The sequence below is a fragment of the Flavobacterium sp. C4GT6 genome, assembly GCF_036347315.1.
GTDB lineage: Bacteria > Bacteroidota > Bacteroidia > Flavobacteriales > Flavobacteriaceae > Flavobacterium.
Genome location: NZ_JAZGZU010000002.1, coordinates 377,184 through 397,744 on the forward strand (window position 1 = coordinate 377,184; position 20,561 = coordinate 397,744).

Here is a 20,561-nt window from a genome sequence, read left to right on the forward strand (position 1 = left end):
TATACAAATTTCGTAATAAAATTTGATAAAAGGGCTTATTTAAGCGTTAAAACTCAATAAATGGAGAAGATTCCTGTATATTTTATGCCCGGACTGGCTGCAAGTCCAAAGATTTTTGAAAACATAAAACTGCCTGAAGACAGGTTTGAAATGTATTATTTAGAGTGGATAATGCCCGAACCACATGAATCACTTACCAATTATGCTAAAAGAGTGGCTGCCAATATTAAACATGAAAACCCGGTTCTTATTGGAGTATCTTTTGGCGGAATACTGGTGCAGGAAATCTCTGGGATTATTAATGCAAGGAAGGTGATTATTGTATCGAGCGTTAGGTCGAGCCTTCAGTTTCCGAGACGAATGCGTTTTGCTAAAATGACAAGAGCGTATAGGGTGTTTCCTACTACACTTATGCAAAAGGTAGACTGGTTGGCTAAAGTTTCTTTTGGTAATAATATGATTACCAGAAAACTTAATTTATATGAAAAATATATGTCGTTTAGGGATAAGAAATATCTTGATTGGGCGTTTGAAACTGTAATAACATGGAACAGGACAGAAATAGATGAAAAGGTAGTGCATGTACACGGTACTGCCGATGAGGTTTTCCCGGCTCATTACATTCATAATTTCATTCCCGTTAAGGGCGGCACACATATTATGATTGTAAATAAATACAAGTGGCTTAATGAAAACCTGCCCCGCCTTATTGAAGGAGAAAAGGAATGATTTTTGTAATTTTACTTAATAATTAAAAACAATATAAAACTAACTAAAATGGACTGGATGAAGAAAGCCGGAGTTATAGCTTCGGTGATAGTAGTGGGAGGGGCGGCAATACATACCGCAACAGATAATAAGACTGAAAAATCAGTACCGCAGGAAGCTGCTACTGAGTTTGTATATCCTTTTCCGGCTCAGGCCGATTTTGCCGGTGAAGCTGTGCCTTTAAATATTATTGATGTTCATGAAAGGCTGGACAGGGAGCTTATGGTTAATGCCAACCTGCATGCTTCTACCCAGTTGGTTATTAAAAGGGCTTACAGGGCCTTCCCCGTAATAGAGCCTATATTGAAAAAATATGGTGTACCGGATGATTTTAAATATTTGGCAGTTATTGAAAGCGGACTGGTAAATGCGGTTTCTCCTGCAGGTGCGAGGGGGGTGTGGCAGTTTATGCCGGCCACAGGGCGTGAGTATGATTTGGAAATTAACGATTATGTAGATGAGCGTTATCATCTTGAAAAATCTACTGAAGCGGCCTGTAGATATTTGGTTTCTGCAAAAGCCAGACTGGGTTCATGGACACTTGCTGCTGCATCTTATAACGGAGGTGTAGCCGGAGTGAGCAGACAGATTGATTTTCAGCAGGCAGATAATTATTATGACCTGTTACTAACAGAAGAAACATCACGTTATGTTTTCAGGATACTGGCACTTAAAGAGATTATGAGTGATCCGCTTAAATATAACTTCAGGCTACTGCCAAGTGATATGTATCCGGTAATTCCGGTAAGGCAGGTAGAGGTAACTTCTTCAATTCCTGATTTGGCTGTTTTTGCTAAAGAGCAAGGTATAAATTATAAAGTACTTAAACTGCACAATCCGTGGATGCGAGACAGGAAACTCGATGTGAAAAACGGAAAAAAATATGTTGTAGATATTCCTACCGAAGGATATTAACACAAAAGGCGCTAATGCGCCTTTTTTTATTTTCCTGCAAGAGATTCTTTTTTTAGTTCCTTGCCCATTATTATGGTTGATAGTCCGTCAAGGTAAGCGTTGTAGTTTAGGGCGTAAGCTTTTCTGTATGTAGTTCTTTTAGGGGATAGCTTAATGCCGCAACGCCTTATATCGACAATTTTTTTAGTGTCATCAAGATAAAAACTGGTTGGGAAGCCTAACGTGTGCTTGATGGATGCAATAGCCGATTCATCGTGTTTATAGGTTTCATGAGCATAGCATACAATAACATTATGACTAAATTTGCGGGCAACTTTTTTCATGTCGCGCCTTTTGTTCCAAAAAACGACTACAAACTGTACATCTTTACCGTATTTTTTTGCCAGTTTATTTAAAGCCGGTATTTCTCCGGGGCTGGTAATGCACCATGATGCATAGGTTATTAATACGATTGGTTTTTTGATTTTGTTTAGCTTTAGTTTTCCGCCTCGTACTTTTTTGAAAACAAATTCGTCAAACCGTGTACCCACAAGTCTGTTTTCTACCAGTGAATCAAAAAGGAATTTTCCCTTTTCAAAATCACCTTTGCGGTAGGCCAGTGCACTTTCTCTTTTGTACTTTTTAAGGTCTATTTTGATGGCATCAGAAAAATAGAGACTATCGCTCTGGCTGTGTAACAGGAGCGGGAAAAGTATGATTACTGCAAGTAGTAATATTCTTTTCATAGGTTTTAACTATTTTATTGTATAAAAATAGTTAAAATTAACCTAAAAACATATTTTATTAAGGAGAATATGTAAACGGTAAAAAAATCCGCTAAACTGCTGATTTAAGAGTATACGTGTTAAATTTTGACTACAAAGCGGGATCCCGGAGGTTCTTTTTCACCCCATGTTTTCTCAATATCTTTTAGTTGAACAATTTCAAAATCTATTGTAAGTCTGCCTTCGGCTGCCAGGTGGAAAGCTTCCGGTAATTCCTTTTGCATGTAATTGTTTAGCTCCTGTGGAGAGATGCTGCCAATGCCCGAACCTAACATTTCTATTTGTGTACTACGCAATATCGATGAAGGAAGGTTAATATTTGCTCCCGCCATTTGACCAACAGTTATTATTTTAGTTTTATGCGGAGGCATTTTACCTATTACCTTAATGATTGTTTCGAGAGGAGAGCCCCACAAATAATCCAGTACAATATCAATAGGGGTAGATTTGCATATTTGTTCTAATTGGACTGAGATATCTTTTTCATTATTACTTAGGTTAATTACTTCATCAGCTCCTATTAATTTTAATTGTTCAAGAATTTCTTCGTTACGACCAGTCGCAATCACTTTTGCAGCACCACGATGTTTAGCCATTTGTACAGCTATTTTTCCTGTAACACCTGTAGCTCCGTTTATCAATACGGTATAGGCGGGCTGTATGTTGCCTCTGTAAAGTAATGCCGCGTCCGATCCTAATAATGCATTAGGTAAAACGGCTGCCGTTTCATAATCTATATTATCTGGTAAAACGGTCCATTGGTTTTTGGTTACAAGTGCTTTTTCGGCAATCATTCCCGTTTTACCCCAGGCGTAAATACGGGTGCCGTTTTCAAGTATTCCTGCTCCGTCTATCCCAACTGTTACGGGTATGGAAGGGTAGGAGATGTAATGTCTGCCTGCCGCTTTCATTCTGTCAAGCTGTTTTATGGATGCCGCTTTTATAGTTATTAAAAGCTCATTGTCGTTTTGTGGAGTCGGGGCATTAAAATCATCATATTTTGGAAGTGTTCCCAACTCATGTAATACTGCTGCTTTCATGTTTATTAATTTAAGGCAAAATTCGCAGTAATGTCTCGGACAGGCGATAACAATTGTTAAGAAATAGGCCTATTTACGGTTTCGTATACGGCTTAGAGAAACAGGGGTGATTCCTAAATAAGAGGCGATATAATGCTGAGGTACACGCTGTAAGATGTGAGGGTGTTTTTCTAGTAACTCATTATATCTGTCCTGTGGTTTATCTTTTAAATAAGTTATAAGGTGTTTGGAATAGTAAAAAAAGCGGTCCAGGATGAGTTTGTCAAACCATTTTTTGAATTCGGTGTCCGATTCCAGTGATTCCATAAACTGATTTTTAGGCATTACAAGCAAAATACATTGTTCTATGGATTCGAGAGTGAAGTCACTTTTTTCATTCTTTAGCAGGCTTTCCATTGAGGCGATTGCTTTTCCTTCAAAAAAGAACTGAGTGGTTATTTCGTTGCCATTATTATTAAACCACATCCTTAAACAACCCGACTTTACAAAATAAACAGCATGCGATTTTTCCCCTTCATTAAGTAAAATGGTTTTGGGAGGGACGGTTATTTCCTCTAAATCGAATGCTGTTATGAGTTGCAAAGTATTGATAGTGCTATTATTTTACTGATAGGTAGATATCTATTTCTGCATTGTTCCAGTCGGCAGCCTTAGCTCCGTAAACCTCAAAGTCAAAACCGTAGGCTCTGTTGCTGTCGTTTTTTTTCCAAATTTCCTTCCAGGTGTCGGCTACACAGTTGGGCATTTGTCCTTTTGCAATAACCGTTTCATAGTTTTGGGAAGGGATGGTTATGGTGTCAACTCCATTAGGGATTTCCGCATCTTCCGGAACACGATATCCTATAAAGTAAGCATAGGGATTTGTATGGTCGCCTTCGTAGTCAAAATATACCGCATAAACATCGTTGCTGAGTTTTTGTGGTAGTTTATTGCCTATAAAGCTTCCGCTGAAGTGCTGCCACAGTGCGCCACAGTCTTCCATGGCTTTGTTGTTTTCGTTTGTGGTTTTAAAGCCGAGCTTTAATCCGGCAAGTTTAAATGATGTGTTTTTGATTTCCATTTTTGATTGATGATATTATTTGATTGTAAAAATAATGTATTGCAATAAAAAAACCACCCGAAAGGGTGGTTTTAATAATATTTGGAGTCAATATTAATATCTTCTCATTTGTTGTACCGGTCCGCGCTTCATTTGCTGTTTCATCATAGTGATTTGATCTTTCAGCATACCTTGCTTATCCAGCTTTTTTGCTTCTGCTAAAAGTTTTTCGGCCTCCATTTTTCTGTTTTTGCTCATGGCTATACCGGCAAGGTTAAGTTTTGCCATGGCAAGATCCTGATCCATGCTAAGTCCAAGCTCAACAGCTTTTTTAAGGTACTTCTCGGCAGCATTAAGATTTGTTTGTGAAACCATAAGTCCGTTAAGGTAGTTATAGTATCCCTGTTGTTTTCTTACTAAAGATGCCTCAGGGTTCTTTATTTTATCCAGCCATTTTTTAGCTCCGTCAAAATCCTGCTTTCTAAGTTTAAGGAAAGCCATGATTATTATTTCGTTTTTGAAGTATAATAACACAAAAATCAACGAAAGTAAAATAAGGAAAATACCGTTACCTATATTCTTTTCGGTGAACTGCCATACGGCAGTAAAAATTAACAGGGCTGTAATTACCAGCTTAATGTTTTTGTTGAACATGATATTTTTTTAATTTTGTGACTGCAAAGGTAAGAAAATGAATTAAAAATATTTTTATAAAACCACTTGCAGGAAAAAAAAGACTTCGTATATTTGCACGCGGTTTTAGGACATCAGATTTCTGAAAGCTCGAGAAGATATTTCAATAAAGATTTAAAGATACATTACAATGAGTAAGAGAACGTTTCAACCATCAAAGAGAAAAAGAAGAAATAAGCACGGTTTCATGGAAAGAATGGCTTCTGCCAACGGTAGAAAAGTGCTTGCTCGCAGAAGAGCTAAAGGAAGACATAAATTGACTGTGTCCAGCGAACCAAGACATAAGAAATAATGTTTGTATTTAGAACATATATAAAGGTGTTACTTTTTAAGGGTAACGCCTTTTTTTATGCCTAAGTAAAATTTTGCCCCCAAATGCAGGGGGATTTTTTTAAAATATAAATAGTAACTTTGCAAAGTTTCTCAAGGAGAGAACTATAAACTACAACTACTTAATATATACAATGCCGAAAGACACTTCTATTAAATCAGTTTTAATTATAGGTTCAGGTCCAATCATCATCGGACAGGCCTGCGAATTTGACTATGCCGGATCACAGGCAGCACGATCTTTAAAGGAAGAAGGGATTGAGGTTATCCTGATTAACTCTAATCCTGCAACAATCATGACCGACCCATCTATGGCCGATCATGTGTACCTTAAGCCTCTTAACACTAAATCTATTATTGAAATTTTAAAGGCTCACCCGAATATCGATGCTGTATTGCCAACAATGGGAGGTCAAACAGCTCTTAACCTTTGTCTTGAAGCAGAGGAAAAAGGGATTTGGGAAGATTTTAATGTAAGGCTGATAGGTGTAGATATTAACGCAATCAACATTACAGAAGACAGGGAGCAATTTAAACAGCTTCTTGAAAGGATTGAGATTCCTGCAGCTCCGGCTAAAACGGCTAACTCTTTCCTTAAAGGTAAAGAAATTGCACAGGAGTTTGGATTCCCGCTTGTAATTCGCCCTTCATTTACACTGGGTGGTACAGGTGCAGCTTTCGTATATAAAGAAGAGGAGTTTGATGAGCTGCTTACACGCGGTCTTGAAGCTTCACCAATACACGAGGTTCTTATTGATAAAGCACTTTTCGGATGGAAAGAGTATGAGCTTGAGCTTCTTCGTGATAAAAATGACAATGTAGTTATCATCTGTTCAATTGAGAACATGGACCCTATGGGTATCCACACGGGTGACAGTATCACTGTTGCTCCGGCTATGACCCTTTCTGATAGCACTTATCAGAGAATGAGGGATATGGCAATAAAGATGATGAGAAGTATAGGTAACTTTGCGGGTGGTTGTAACGTGCAGTTTGCCGTAAGCCCTGATGAGAAAGAAGATATCGTGGCTATTGAGATTAACCCTCGTGTATCACGTTCATCTGCACTGGCTTCAAAAGCAACGGGTTACCCAATTGCAAAAATCGCTTCTAAACTGGCTTTAGGTTATCACCTTGACGAACTAATGAACCAGATTACTAAGTCAACTTCAGCTTACTTTGAGCCAACACTTGACTACGTAATCGTAAAAATACCTCGTTGGAACTTTGATAAGTTTGACGGTGCTGACAGAAGACTTGGCCTTCAGATGAAATCAGTAGGTGAGGTAATGGGTATTGGTCGTTCATTCCAGGAAGCACTTCACAAAGCTACACAGTCTCTTGAAATTAAGAGAAACGGTCTTGGAGCCGACGGTAAAGGATATACTAACTACGAGCAGATTATAGATAAACTCACTCATGCCAGCTGGGATAGAGTATTCGTAATCTATGATGCTATCCAGATGGGTATTCCGTTAAGCCGAATCAACGAGATTACTAATATCGATATGTGGTTCCTTAAACAATATGAGGAGCTTTATATATTAGAGAAAGAGATTTCTACATATACTATAGATACGTTACCGAAAGAACTTCTTCTTGAGGCGAAACAAAAAGGTTTTGCTGACAGACAAATTGCTCACATGATGGGTTGTCTTGAAAGTGAAGTTTACAAAAAACGTGATGAAATGGGAGTTAACCGTGTTTATAAACTGGTTGATACCTGTGCGGCAGAGTTTAAGGCAAGAACGCCTTACTACTACTCAACGTTTGAGGCTGAAATCCAAAAGGCTGACGGTACAAGATTTGTAGATAATGAAAGTACTGTAACAGATAAGAAAAAGGTTATTGTACTTGGATCAGGCCCTAACAGAATTGGTCAGGGTATTGAGTTTGACTACTCTTGTGTACACGGTGTACTTGCAGCTTCAGAATGTGGTTATGAAACAATCATGATTAACTGTAATCCTGAAACGGTTTCTACCGACTTCGATACGGCTGATAAGCTATACTTCGAACCGGTATTCTGGGAACATATTTATGATATTATCCGTCATGAAAAACCGGAAGGTGTAATTGTACAGCTGGGTGGACAAACAGCTCTTAAACTTGCTGAGAAACTAGACAGATACGGTATAAAAATATTAGGTACAAGCTACGAAGCACTTGACCTTGCTGAAGACAGAGGACGTTTCTCTGAACTACTTTCCGACCTTAAAATTCCATTCCCTAAGTTTGGTGTGGCAGAAAGTGCTGAAGAGGCTTCTAAACTTGCCGATACACTAGACTTCCCACTACTTGTAAGACCTTCTTACGTGCTTGGTGGTCAGGGTATGAAAATCGTTATCAATAAAAAAGAACTTGAAGAGCACGTTATCGACCTGCTTAAGAGTATTCCGGGTAACAAACTTCTGTTAGACCACTACCTTGATGGTGCAATAGAAGCAGAAGCTGATGCGATTTGTGATGGTGAAGATGTTTACATCATCGGTATCATGGAGCACATTGAGCCTTGTGGTGTACACTCTGGTGACAGTAACGCAACACTACCTCCGTTCAACCTTGGAGAGTTTGTAATGCAACAGATAAAAGACCATACTAAGAAAATTGCAGTAGCACTTAAAACAGTAGGTCTAATCAATATACAGTTTGCTATTAAAGATGATACAGTATACATTATCGAAGCAAATCCAAGAGCATCGAGAACGGTTCCGTTTATCGCAAAAGCTTACGGTGAGCCTTATGTAAACTATGCTACTAAAGTTATGCTTGGAGAGAAAAAAGTAAAAGACTTTACTTTCAACCCTCAGCTTAACGGATATGCTATCAAACAACCGGTATTCTCTTTCAACAAGTTCCCTGGTGTAAACAAAAAACTTGGACCAGAAATGAAGTCTACAGGTGAAAGCATCCTGTTCATTGAAGATCTAAAAGACGATCAGTTCTACGAGCTGTACTCAAGAAGAAAAATGTACTTAAGCAGATAAGTTTAGCTTAATATATAAGAGCCCGCTTTTAGCGGGCTTTTTTTATTGTAAAACTTGTAGATAAAGCTCCGTTAATTCTTTTTCATTATCTATGTCTTCACCTATGATTTTTAATTTATTTAGCATAATGAAGTCAGGGTCAATTTGAGATATTACATCGGGAAAAAGGTCTCTAATATTAGTGCATATTAGGTATATTATTCCATCAAAGAGTATTTTTTCCGAGATAGTATTTGGTATTTTATAAATCTCTACTTCATCAGTAGAAAAGAAAGATTTGTTATTAGTTCTAAAGTTATGGGCTACTAATTTATTTCTAAAACTATATAAATCTTTCCATTTATTTATTCTTTTTAAAATAGGTTTATTTAATTGTTTTAGAGATGTAATACGATCTTTGTATACGGAATTATCGATTTGAGGTGTTAAATAACGATTGTATTCATCTAAAAAAGAGCAAAACATGATTATAGATTGGTTTGATAGTAAGCCTTGAACTGATTTTTGAAAATTAATATCTGAATTAAAACTAGTTAATTCAATTTGATTAAGTAGGTTCTCATTTTTAGTACACTTCTCTAATGTTTCTATAAGTAAATGTATTTGTCCTTGTAGATGGAATAAAGTAGAAATTACATTTTTTAACTCACTCATAATTATATTATCTATGTGTTTTCTGTAAAAATAAGTCAAATGTCGCCTTTTTTACCATTGCTTTTTGTAGAAATAATTCGAGTGTTTAATTACGGTTAAGTTATTATGATATATTTGTTAAAAATACACGAAACCAACTAGTTAAAAACATGAATTTAAAAATTACTCTTAAGCATTTATATGCTTTTGTGCTATTGCTGCCCGCAATGGCATTTGCTCAGGTTACGTTTACAGACAGTAACCTTCCTATTGTGATTATTAATACCGACATCAATCCTGATACGGGGCAGCCGACAGTGATACCGGATGAACCTAAAGTATGGGCCGATATGAAAATTATTTTTCATCCTGACGGTACCCGTAACTATATGACCGATCAGGATAATGCCGATTTTCTGGATTATGATGCCCGTATTAAAATTGAATTAAGAGGCTCGACCTCACAGTCACTTCCTAAAAAGCAATACGGATGGACAACCTATGATGCCAACGGAGATAAACAGAACGTAAGTATACTGGGCATGCCTAAAGAAAACGATTGGATATTAAACGGACTGGCGTTTGATGCTACCCTAATGCGAGATTACCTTGTGTATAACCTGTCCCGCCAAATGGGTCAGTATGCATCGCGTACACAGTATTGTGAAGTAGTGATAAATGGTAATTACCGCGGATTGTATGTGTTACAGGAGAAGCTGAAAGATGATTCTAAAAGGATTAATATTGAAGATATAAGTGAAGACGATATATCGGGTATTAATTTAACCGGAGGTTATATTACTAAGGCCGATAAAACTACAGGGGGCGACCCTGTAGCATGGGTAATGCAGTCTGACGCACAAAATACCGATTTTATCCATGCGCTTCCTAAACCGGATGATGTTACCGTGGAGCAGGATACTTATATTCATTCACAGTTTACAGCTCTGGAAACAGCAGCAAACAACAGTGATTCTGATTTGATTACCGGATATCCTTCTGTAATTGATGTTCCTACTTTTGTTGATTTTATGATATTGAATGAGCTTTCCTCAAATGTGGATGCCTACCAAATAAGTACTTATTTCCACAAGGACAGGGGAGGTAAGTTAAGGGCAGGACCTGTGTGGGACTTTAACCTGAGTTTTGGTCATGATGAGTTTGGAGACAGGAGCCATACTGATATTTGGCAATTTGATAATAACGATAATGAAGGACCACGTTTCTGGAAACAGTTATTTGCCAATACCGAGTTTAAATGTTACCTGTCTAAACGCTGGAATTCGCTTACCGCTACCGGTAATATTTTAAATTATGATAATCTTAGTGATTACATAGATGAAACGGTAGAACTTATTAGTGAAGCATCGGTAAGAGAGCAACAACGTTGGGGTACGGTGCCTAACCATGCGGCAGAGATTACGATACTTAAAGCTTTTATAGCTGAAAGAATTGACTGGATGACAGATCATGTAGGGACATTTACAGCCTGTAATGACCCTGATTTGCCACAACTTGTTATAAACAGAATAAATTACCACCCGGGAGAATCGGATGAATTTCCGGAGTCTGATGATCAGGAATTTATAGAGATTAAAAATGTGAGTAACGAAACTGTAAACCTTATAGGGGTGTATCTGCGTGAACTGGGTATTTCATACCAATTCCCGGCTAATGCTACTCTGGAAGCAGGGCAGGGGGTATTTATCGCCAGTAATCCTGAAGTTTTTGAAGCAAGGTATGGTTTTGCTCCTTATGATAAGTTTGAAAGAAACCTGTCTAATAGTACGCAGCGACTTGTGTTAGCTGATGGTTTTGGTAATGTTATTGATGATGTTGAATATGATGATGATAGCCCTTGGCCGGATGCCGATGGAAACGGAAGTTATTTGCTACTTACAGACACTTCTTTAGATAATAGCTTAGCTTCAAGCTGGACAGCAGTTGAAGAAAGCTCGCTTTCGATTTCAGATTATGTTATGGCTTCGCAGTTTATACTGTATCCTAATCCTGTAAATAATGTACTTACTATACAGGCAGCCGAAAATATTGATGCTGTTGCTGTTTATGATGTTTATGGCAAACAGATAATAGCAGCGAACACAAACGGTGTTGGTATTGAGGTAGATTTTAGCCAGTACCAGTCGGGTATCTATATTGTTACAATTACCACTGCTCATGGAACAACCAGCAAAAAAGTGATTAAGCAGTAAGTTTTAATCCATATATTTAGGGAAGTCCGCTTGTAAAAGCGGACTTTTTATTTTTATTAATGAAAAAATGAATCTTTATATTTGATAAATCAATTTTACCATAGCCCAATGAATGTTTTTAAAGGAATAATAAATACAAAAGCGAAGACCGACAGTAATACCGGATTTAGCAGTAACCCTTCTACTTATGGCGGACGTTTTATAAATAAAGACGGTACAGCCAATATTGAGAAAAGAGGGATTTCATTTTTAAACCGCATTAGTTGGTATCATATGATGCTTAACATGAACGGCTGGAAATTTATAGCTGTGCTTTTTACTTTTTATGCAGGCATAAACTTTATATTCGCCAGTTTGTATTATATAATAGGTTTAGAATATCTTGACGGAGTAGGGAACACGGGTAGTGAATGGGCTAAATTCGGTAAGGCTTATTTTTTTAGTGCGCAAACCTTTACTACTGTGGGGTACGGACATATTAGTCCTAACGGATTTTTTACCAGTGCACTCGCCGCTACCGAGGCTTTAACCGGGCTGCTTAGTTTTGCTATTGCTACAGGTTTGTTTTATGGTCGCTTTAGTCGTCCAAAGGCTTTTTTAAGATTTTCCCAAAATGCCCTTATTGCTCCCTATAAAAATATAAATGCTCTTATGGTAAGACTGGCTCCATTTAAGAATACTAATCTGATAGATGCAGAGGCTCGTATGACAATGGGTATGAGTGTTAATGAAAAAGGAATAATGGTTACCAAGTTTTATACCCTGAATCTTGAATTACAAAAAATCAATTCACTTACCCTAAGCTGGACACTGGTACACCCAATAGATGAGAATAGTCCGCTTTATGGTTTTACAGAAAATGATTTTGCCGGTACAGAAGGCGAGATTATAGTTTACATTAAGGCTTTTGATGATTTGTTCAGTTCTACTGTTGCAACCACCACATCTTATTTGTTTGATGAGATAGTGTATGGAGCTAAATTTGAGATTATGTACAACGAGAACGACGATAATACTACAACTGTATTGCATCTTGATAAGATTAATAAGTTTAATAAAATGGAATTAAACAAATACTAAGTCAAATTGGTTATTTACTAAGTCTTTTCTGTCGTATACTAAATAGGTAAAATGTTTTAGGTTTTTATAAAGTTACTTTGTAGTGGTAAATTAAGTTATTATATAAACTACAGCAAATCAAGTTTTAACAACCTAAAGCAAAACGTATGAAAAGAATTTTACTATTATCAGCATTATTTGCAACTATTGGCCTTTCGGCACAAACTACACACCATATTAACAACTGGGCTATGGGCATTACTAATCAGGATGCATCATTAACCATAGATGAGGGAGATACGGTAGAGTGGACATGGGGTGATGGCATGCCACATACAGTTAGTTCTACAGGCGGTAGTACAGAGACTTTTGACAGTGGTACCATTACAGGTGCCGGACAAACTTATAGCTATACTTTTACAGAAGTAGGATCTAATCCTTACCAGTGTAATGTACACCCTGCAATGAACGGTACTATTGAAGTACAGGCAATTTTAGGTATTGATGATGTAAACAAAGTAACATTTGAATACTACCCAAACCCAACTACAGATATTTTGACTATTAATGCAGGTGATGTTATAGATAATATTGCTGTGTATGATATGAGCGGTAAGCTTGTAATGCAGTCTGACAATGCTGGTAATTCAAGCAGCAAAATTTATATGCAAAATTATAATGCCGGTACTTATTTTGTTAAGGTTATGGTAGCCGGACAAACAAAAACCATATCGGTAGTTAAGCAATAATTAAAAACATCAGTTTTTAGCTAGATTAAAAAGTGTGTGTGTGAAAAAGCCTGTCTGTATAGACAGGCTTTTCTTTTTATAGAAAATTAAAAGAGGTTATTCTTTAATTATTTTTGATGTGTGGTATTTACCGGTATTATCCTGAAGAATTACCGCATAAGTACCCTGAGCAAGTTCCTTAACTGAAATAGTATTGTTAGTGATTTGACTGTCGCTTACAATTGTTCCGTTAACTGTATAGATAAGAGCTCTTGTTATTTCAATATTTTGGCCTTCTATCTGTATGTAATCTTTAGCAGGGTTAGGGTATAGTTTAAACAGGTTGTTTTCAATATCAGATATACTTAATACTGTTTCACCTTCGGTTACATGAGTAGTTTGGTTTATCTGCGGATTGTTTACAATATCTACAACACCCGATGGCCATTTGATAACCAATTGATCCACCGTTTCGGTTAATCCTAGACCGAAATGTACATTCAATGAGCTCATATATCTAAAACCGTCACCGCTTCTTACATCACGTATTTGCTGTGTCCAGGTTCCGGTAGAAGCATGTATTTCAACTCTTGCTCCAATACCGTTTCGGTTACTGTCTACCCCATCAAGGGTAATTTTCATCCAGTTATTGTCGTTGCCGTTATTGTAATAAATTTTATTCCCTGTAAATACATCAAGGAAACCATCGTTATTTAGATCGCCAATAGGACCATGACCAAAATCAATAGGCATAGGTGTGAATGTCATATCACCATTATTCATCATTATAGCATTACCGCCACCAAAAACATCTACAAAACCATCGTTATCAAAATCATGGCCTACATGTTCATTGTTAATTCCCGGAAAGGTATCATAACCGGAATCTTCTGTACCGTCAGTAAAAGTACCGTCGCCGTTGTTTATCATGAATTTATGTCCGCCATTTGCAAAAGAGCTTGCTCCTATAAGTGCATCCATATCTCCGTCATTGTCATAATCAGCCCAGGCAGATGACCACGTTTGTATCATGTCTGCCATGTTAGACTCATTTGTGTCAATACTGGCAACTGTGGTAAATACTCCATTTCCGTCATTTCGGTGCAGTTCATTAACAGAAGCGAGGCTTGTACCGCCTTTACATTTAGATATAAATAGATCTGGGTCATTATCATTGTCATAATCTACCCAAATGGATCCGTAGTTTCCGCCATCAGGGTGATCACCTAATCCTCCCTGAATAAATTCGTATCCGTCTTCACCATTGTTTAAAAAGTAAACATTGGGCTGTACATCGTGGCAAATGAAAGCATCCAGATTTCCGTCGTTGTTAATATCTACAAAGTTTGTTCTTTGTGAGAAAAGGAAAAATTCGGGATTACTTTCTATTTTTTCTGAAAAAGAAGTTCCTTCATCATCGGCCAGCATAATAGCTGCTCCCGATCCGTTGCCGTAAAGTAGGTCATTGTAACCGTTTCCGTCATAATCACCGGCTGCCATACTCCATCCGGGCATAAAAATTGTTGAAGGTGCTGTTAACTGAGCAGATGTAAATGTACCATCTGCCGTTTGATACAATACATTTACAAAACCTTCCACGGGAGATACAATGTCATCAAGATAATCGCCATTAAGGTCTACCACGCAGTTTTTAAAAGATCCTGATAAGGTTACATACTGTGATGTGAACATAGGCGGACTAAATGGCATTTCGGTTAAAATAAAACTAAAGTCATCAGAGTTCCATTTGTTGTCAAAAGCGAAAATAAAAGTTTCTCCTGCCATTGCACTAAAGGTAATGTATGAAGTAAGACTTCCTCCGCTATCATCATCACCACCTATACAGGTTAAGTTGCCACATTCACCTGAATAAAGCATTATTCGTGTATCAGTAGTTGCAACACCCTGTACGTTAGTAGAAATATTAATATTTTGATCTTCAGTCGCTGTATAGGAATACCATGCACCCATAGTTGCTATATCGGTATTTATACAGTTTTGCGGGACTTCACTCCCTTCATTAAAAGACACATTATACTGTCCTTGGGTAACACTCAGTGCTTCATCACAGCTTTGCTGTGCATACAGGCTACAGCAGCCTGTAAAAGCTAATAATAGAGTAGCAATTCTTTTCATAAGCTTAGTTTGGTTGTTGGTTTGTTTTTTAATTTTTTAAGGGCATGGTTCTTCCATGCTGCTAATCCATTCGTCCATAAGTTCAAGCGCTTCTGTATGCTGTATAGTCCTTCCCAAAAGGGGCATTCTTTCGTTTTCCAGTACCGAGTTTAACCTGTAATACATTTCAGATCGTTGCGTACTGCCTCGTGATATGATATGAGTAAGGGAATTGTTTATAAATTCCTGTGGTTCTACACATACTCCGAGGTTTGAAGGAGTAACAGTTTCATTAAAGGCTAGCCTTATAGGGCGATAATCACAATGTGACCCTTCGCGATGGCAATGGGCACAGTTAATGTCAAGATAAGAGCGAACTCTTAATTCCAAAGGCTGGGTTTTATCTGTCCAGTCTGTACCAGTAGTAATATTTGTTGGTAAATTATTTTCAAGATAACCCTGTTCAACCCACTTAGTTAACTGGTTTTTTGTGCCGTCACTATAATTAAATAGTTTGTTTAAGTTTTGAGGCTTTGGACCTATAGGGAGTGAGTCCTGTTGTGATTTATGGCAGGTAAAGCATTCTATTCTTGAAGGTATACGGTAGTTTGTAGTTTTAGTTTCGTTGCCCTGTTGCCAAGATATATTGGTAAAGCTTCCGTTCATACTAAACGAGGCTTCTGTTTGCTCATCATTCCAAACATAATTAGCAAATATCCATTTGCCTTCTTTTTTTATCATTAGTCTGGTTTCTATAATTCGGGTGGTGTTGTCAGGTTGTATATTGTTGTAGTAAAAATTCTTTATGAGCACAGCACCATCAGGGAAGTTGAGTATATCGGTATCTGAAACATACGATGCCTTTACATTTTCCGGCATCCATACAAATCGTTTTTTTAAAGCATAGTCAGTAAAAAGTGTACTGTTAAGGTCGTACGGCATTACACCTTCAACAGGGGTAAGGCTTTTCATTTCGCCTTCAAAAAAGTTATAATCCGATAGTTTCGGATAAGGAACAGCATCAAGATCCATTACCACCTTAGAGGTGTCTGGTAATTCGGAATATTCGCCCGAATCGTCCTGTCCGCATGATAAAAGTGTAACTATTGTGCTAAAAAACACAACAATATATAGGGTAAGGCTTTTCATATTATTATATAAGTAATTTTAATTTAAAAATAACAAATATATAATAAAACCTTAAATTTCAAACATTTAGAGTTAAAAAAGCGTTAAAATGATGTTTTTGTTTGATAAAATCACTCACATGGAGTTTCCATATCGTTTATCCAGGCATTAATCATTTGGACCGCATCATCGTCTTTAAGAGTACGTCCTATTTGCGGCATCATTTCAACCGGATCAAGGCTTGCCATTTTAAAAGGAAGAAGCGAGTTTCTGGAATCTCCGGCTTTTATGATATATTCCTGTCCGCCACTGGCAAAATCTAATGGAGGTGTGCATATCCCAAAGTTTTCTGTAGCATTACCTGCACTGTAAGCCAAGTTCATTGGGGTATAACCACAATAGGTATTAGGAGAGTGGCAATGGGCACAGTTGATATCAAGATATGATCTAACCCTCTCTTCAAGAGGTTTGGTTTCATCATGCCAGTCTACTGTCGATACGATTTCTGAAGGTAGGTTACTACCGTTAAGGTAACCTTCTTCAACCCATTTTTGCAGTTGATTGCTGTTGCCATCACTAAAATTAAAGTTCTTGTTCAGGTTTTGAGGTTTAGGGCCAATTGGTGTATTGGCTTCAAAAAGCTGATGACATTTAAAACATTCCAACTCAGAAGGGATTCTATAATTGGTTTGTAATGTAACACCATTCTGTTCCCATGAAATAGGGACAGTATTTCCGTTTAGGCTATAGGTAGCTTCGGTTTGTTCATCATTCCATATATAATTGGCAAATATCCATCCGTCTTCTTTTTTAATCAGTACACGAGTTTCAATTATTTTGGTGCTATTATTAGGCTGTACATTATTATAGTAAAAGTTCTTTATAAGTACTGCGCCTGTTGGGAAGTTTAGTATACTGCCATCGGTATCATAAGTAGCAGTTACATTATCAGGCATCCATACAAAACGCTTTTTAAAAGCATAGTCTGTAAACAGCGAACTGTTAAGGTCGTATGGTAATACTCCGTTTACGGGCTCAAGGTTTTTCATTTCGCCTTCAAAGAAATTGTAATCAGATAATTTAGGATAAGGCACGGCTGTAATATCAAATACTACAGGTGACTCTTCAGGTATCTCAGAATAGCTGTCACTATCATCTGATCTGCATGATATGAAAAAGCTAAATAATAAAGAAATTACAGCTAAAGGTAAAAAGTATTGTTTTTTCATTCGTTATATCCTAAAATTATTGTAAGGATAACAAATATATATAAAACTTTAAAAAAACACCTTTACAGCTCAAGTTTAACATTATACAGGCTCAAACCATCCAGAGCTTCTTTAGAGCTGTGGTCAAAAGTTTCCCTGTGCAGGTTTCTTTCTTTTTTAAGAGCCACACGTTTAACAGAGTTATAAAATCGTCTTACCTCTTCAAGGTCTGATAGTATCAAGGTGGGTACTTTTACATTATTACCTTCCTCATCTTTTGCTACCATAGTGAAGTAAGATGAGTTACAGTGTTTAACAACCCCAGTTTGAATGTTTTGTGCAGTAACCCTTATACCTACAACCATAGAACTGTTACCAACATAATTTACCGATGCTTTCATGGTTACCAGTTCGCCAATTTCAATTGGACTTAGGAAATCTACCGTATCTACCGATGCGGTTACACAGTATCTACCCGAATATTTAGAGGCACATGCAAAAGCAATCTGGTCCATTAACATTAGTATGTAGCCACCGTGTATCTTTCCGCTAAAGTTAGAGTGCGACGGTAACATCAGTTCTGATATAGTAACCTTAGAGGTGCTTACCTTTCTTGGTTTGGTATTCATAGTATAGGATATTAGTTACAGGTTGGGCAGTTCGTTATTTTCATCTTCATCAGTATCATTTTCATTTGCAGCGAGCAGAGCCCTGTTTACAATATTTTCAGGAAGTGCTTTTTTAGCTTTAGCTCCCATTTTTTTAAGTTTTTCGATACTGGTTATTATGTTTCCGCGACCGTTAACCAGTTTATTCATAGCGCCTTCGTAGGCTTTTTTACCTTCGTCCATACGTTTACCTACCATAATAAGGTCGCCTACAAAACCTTCAAACTTGTCGTAAAGTGCTCCTGCCTGCCTTGCAATCTCGTAGGCATTTTCCTGTTGCTTCTGGTTGGTCCACATACTGTCTATAGTACGTAGGGTTGCCAGCAGGGTACTTGGAGTAACGATTACTATATTGCGCTCAAAAGCCTTGTTATATAGAGTTGTATCTTCATTAAGTGCTATAGCAAAAGCTGGTTCTATAGGGATGAAAAGCAAAACAAAATCAGGGCTTTCCATTTTATAGATATCATGGTAGTTTTTGTCACTTAACTGGTCTACATGCCTTTTAATAGACCCAACGTGCTCTTTTAAGTGTACAGTTTTAAGAGTTTCATCTTCTTCATTTACATAACGCTCGTAAGCTACAAGTGAAACCTTAGAGTCAACAATCATTTTCTTGCCATCAGGAAGGTTTATAACCACATCGGGCTGAATTCGGTTTCCTTCTTCATTAACATGACTTTGCTGTACCTCATACTCACGTCCTTTTTCAAGACCCGATTTTTCCAGTACGCGTTCCAGTATAAGTTCCCCCCAGTTACCCTGCATTTTAGAGTCACCTTTAAGTGCTTTGGTAAGGTTAAGTGTTTCACGGCTCATTTGTTCGTTCATTTCACGAAGCCCTAATATTTGTTGGCGCAGAGCCGCATGGTAATCAATACTTTCCTTGTGAGTGTCTTCTACTTTTTTCTCAAATAGGTGTATTTTTTCCTGTAATGGGGAAAGTATGTTTTTGAGATTTTCTTTATTCTGTTCGGTAAACTTATTGGATTTTTCCTCCAATATCTTATTGGCAAGATTCTCAAATTCTTTAGTGAATTTTTCCCTTAACTCCTCGGTTTCCTTTCTTTGCTCGCGCATGCGCTCCATAAGGTTATCAAAGTCGGTTTCCTTTTTGGTAAGTTGTACGGTAAGAGCATCTTTAGCCGTTCTTAAATCGTCACGTTCGGTAATTATCTGGGTAATTTGTTTTTCTAAAACACCTTTTTCATTTACAGTCTGCTGTTTAAGCTGTTCTATGGTAAGCATCAGGCTGTTGTTGCGTTCTTCAAGTACTTTTTTGTCTGAAGATGATTTTGAAGAAAATAAAATCCTTCCCAAGTAAATTCCTAAAGCTAAGGCAATAATAAAGGCGAATAGTAATGTAATTGTATCGGGCATTTGTAGTGTATTTGCTTAAGGGTAAAATTAAGGAAAATATTGCTAGGCATTACGCAAAAAAAATACTGTTATATTTGTTTTTATAAACCAACAATAATGAGTGAAATAGTAGCCTTCAAAAAATTTACTGATGTGGTTCAGGCTAGGGAACTGAAAGAGTTCTTGCAAAAAAACAATATAGAGTGTTATCTGGCAGATAATGAACCCTCGGTAGATAGTTTTATAATAGGTAGTCCTATGACCGACTATGAGGTGAAAATTAAGCAGGAAGACTTTGAAAAGGCTGCCAAGCTGGTAGAAGAAAGGTTTGCCGGGATGCTGAATAATATTGATCCTGATTACTACCTGTTTTCATTTACCAATGAAGAACTGTATGATATTTTATTAAAACAGGATGAATGGAATGAGTTTGATTATTTGCTGGCTAAAAAGCTTTTAACTGAAAGAGGTAAGACTGTTGATGAGGATATGTTAAACAGCCTAAAAAAACAGAGGATTGCTGATATTACTAAAAAAGATCCCAATGAAAATGTATGGATGGTAGCAGGCTATATTTTTAGTTTGCTTGGAGGCTTTATAGGGATTATTATTGGGTATATGTTATGGAAATCTAAAACATCACTTCCTGATGGTAAATCGGTATATAGTTATACCAAAAAAGGAAGAAGTCATGGTTTTAATATCTTTTGTATAGGTATTGTGGTTACGGTTATCTCTCTTGTATATCGGTTTAATTTGTATACGTCTTAAAATTCAGTTTATTAGTGTTTTAAGAAATATATTTTAGTACTATTTTAAATACAAAATAATTGTTAAAGTTGTTTTGCTATCTTTTTGATGATTTTAATTTTACGGAAATCCGCATACAGAGAGGTTTTGTTAAAACTTATCTA

The 20,561-nt window shown here is 37.1% G+C and carries 19 protein-coding genes; 8 read left to right on the plus strand and 11 right to left on the minus strand.

The window, feature by feature from the left end; genetic code table 11:
- Nucleotides 1-60 precede the first annotated feature (60 nt).
- Nucleotides 61-729: an alpha/beta hydrolase gene (locus V3Z67_RS04115; protein ID WP_330442100.1), complete on the plus strand. Its 669-nt coding sequence runs from the start codon at nt 61-63 to the stop codon at nt 727-729.
- 48 nt (nt 730-777) lie between these two features.
- Entirely contained in the window at nt 778-1,683 is a 906-nt protein-coding gene (locus V3Z67_RS04120) for a lytic transglycosylase domain-containing protein (protein WP_330442101.1), read from the plus strand.
- Nucleotides 1,684-1,709: 26 nt separating this feature from the next.
- Here V3Z67_RS04120 and V3Z67_RS04125 read toward each other — a convergent pair whose 3' ends face one another.
- The 5 genes from V3Z67_RS04125 to V3Z67_RS04145 all read right to left on the minus strand — a co-directional run bounded on the left by V3Z67_RS04125 (nt 1,710) and on the right by V3Z67_RS04145 (nt 5,180).
- Nucleotides 1,710-2,408: a TlpA family protein disulfide reductase gene (locus V3Z67_RS04125; RefSeq protein ID WP_330442102.1), complete on the minus strand. Its 699-nt coding sequence runs from the start codon at nt 2,406-2,408 to the stop codon at nt 1,710-1,712.
- Nucleotides 2,409-2,527: 119 nt separating this feature from the next.
- Nucleotides 2,528-3,487: a quinone oxidoreductase family protein gene (locus V3Z67_RS04130; protein WP_330442103.1), complete on the minus strand. Its 960-nt coding sequence runs from the start codon at nt 3,485-3,487 to the stop codon at nt 2,528-2,530.
- Between the two features lie 69 nt (nt 3,488-3,556).
- The gene (locus tag V3Z67_RS04135; RefSeq protein ID WP_330442104.1) at nt 3,557-4,069 is read right to left on the minus strand and encodes a Crp/Fnr family transcriptional regulator; all 513 of its coding nucleotides are present in this window, start codon (nt 4,067-4,069) and stop codon (nt 3,557-3,559) included.
- 16 nt (nt 4,070-4,085) lie between these two features.
- Nucleotides 4,086-4,547, minus strand: a complete 462-nt coding sequence (locus V3Z67_RS04140; protein ID WP_330442105.1) for a GyrI-like domain-containing protein — start codon at nt 4,545-4,547, stop codon at nt 4,086-4,088.
- Nucleotides 4,548-4,640: 93 nt separating this feature from the next.
- Nucleotides 4,641-5,180: a DUF2892 domain-containing protein gene (locus V3Z67_RS04145; RefSeq protein ID WP_330442106.1), complete on the minus strand. Its 540-nt coding sequence runs from the start codon at nt 5,178-5,180 to the stop codon at nt 4,641-4,643.
- Nucleotides 5,181-5,349: 169 nt separating this feature from the next.
- Between V3Z67_RS04145 and rpmH the strand changes: the two genes are divergently transcribed.
- Both rpmH and carB read left to right on the plus strand, forming a co-directional pair.
- Nucleotides 5,350-5,511: a 50S ribosomal protein L34 gene (gene rpmH / locus V3Z67_RS04150; RefSeq protein ID WP_026979292.1), complete on the plus strand. Its 162-nt coding sequence runs from the start codon at nt 5,350-5,352 to the stop codon at nt 5,509-5,511.
- A 172-nt stretch (nt 5,512-5,683) separates the two neighbouring features.
- Nucleotides 5,684-8,536, plus strand: a complete 2,853-nt coding sequence (gene carB / locus V3Z67_RS04155) for a carbamoyl-phosphate synthase large subunit (RefSeq protein WP_330442108.1) — start codon at nt 5,684-5,686, stop codon at nt 8,534-8,536.
- A 42-nt stretch (nt 8,537-8,578) separates the two neighbouring features.
- On the opposite strand, the gene V3Z67_RS04160 is transcribed toward carB, so the two are convergent.
- Nucleotides 8,579-9,190 carry a hypothetical protein gene (locus V3Z67_RS04160; RefSeq protein WP_330442109.1) on the minus strand — a complete coding sequence of 204 codons (612 nt, stop codon included), beginning with the start codon at nt 9,188-9,190 and terminating at the stop codon, nt 8,579-8,581.
- 149 nt (nt 9,191-9,339) lie between these two features.
- Between V3Z67_RS04160 and V3Z67_RS04165 the strand changes: the two genes are divergently transcribed.
- The 3 genes from V3Z67_RS04165 (at nt 9,340) to V3Z67_RS04175 (ending at nt 13,190) form a co-directional block, all read left to right on the plus strand.
- A complete protein-coding gene (locus V3Z67_RS04165; protein WP_330442110.1) occupies nt 9,340-11,382 on the plus strand; it encodes a CotH kinase family protein in 2,043 nt (680 codons plus the stop codon).
- Between the two features lie 108 nt (nt 11,383-11,490).
- Entirely contained in the window at nt 11,491-12,462 is a 972-nt protein-coding gene (locus V3Z67_RS04170) for an ion channel (protein ID WP_330442111.1), read from the plus strand.
- 146 nt (nt 12,463-12,608) lie between these two features.
- A complete protein-coding gene (locus tag V3Z67_RS04175; protein ID WP_330442112.1) occupies nt 12,609-13,190 on the plus strand; it encodes a T9SS type A sorting domain-containing protein in 582 nt (193 codons plus the stop codon).
- A gap of 96 nt (nt 13,191-13,286) precedes the next feature.
- Here the strand turns inward: V3Z67_RS04175 and V3Z67_RS04180 are convergent, their stop codons facing one another.
- The 5 genes from V3Z67_RS04180 to rmuC all read right to left on the minus strand — a co-directional run bounded on the left by V3Z67_RS04180 (nt 13,287) and on the right by rmuC (nt 19,668).
- Entirely contained in the window at nt 13,287-15,305 is a 2,019-nt protein-coding gene (locus V3Z67_RS04180) for an FG-GAP-like repeat-containing protein (RefSeq protein ID WP_330442113.1), read from the minus strand.
- 36 nt (nt 15,306-15,341) lie between these two features.
- Nucleotides 15,342-16,433, minus strand: a complete 1,092-nt coding sequence (locus V3Z67_RS04185; protein ID WP_330442114.1) for a hypothetical protein — start codon at nt 16,431-16,433, stop codon at nt 15,342-15,344.
- A gap of 110 nt (nt 16,434-16,543) precedes the next feature.
- Nucleotides 16,544-17,641 (minus strand): hypothetical protein, encoded by a 1,098-nt coding sequence (locus V3Z67_RS04190; protein ID WP_330442115.1) that lies wholly within the window; start codon nt 17,639-17,641, stop codon nt 16,544-16,546.
- Nucleotides 17,642-17,703: 62 nt separating this feature from the next.
- The gene (locus V3Z67_RS04195; RefSeq protein ID WP_330442117.1) at nt 17,704-18,249 is read right to left on the minus strand and encodes an acyl-CoA thioesterase; all 546 of its coding nucleotides are present in this window, start codon (nt 18,247-18,249) and stop codon (nt 17,704-17,706) included.
- Between the two features lie 15 nt (nt 18,250-18,264).
- A complete protein-coding gene (rmuC, locus tag V3Z67_RS04200; protein ID WP_330442118.1) occupies nt 18,265-19,668 on the minus strand; it encodes a DNA recombination protein RmuC in 1,404 nt (467 codons plus the stop codon).
- Nucleotides 19,669-19,764: 96 nt separating this feature from the next.
- Here rmuC and V3Z67_RS04205 point away from each other — a divergent pair, with 96 nt between their 5' ends.
- Entirely contained in the window at nt 19,765-20,418 is a 654-nt protein-coding gene (locus V3Z67_RS04205) for a putative signal transducing protein (protein WP_330442119.1), read from the plus strand.
- Nucleotides 20,419-20,561 lie beyond the last annotated feature (143 nt).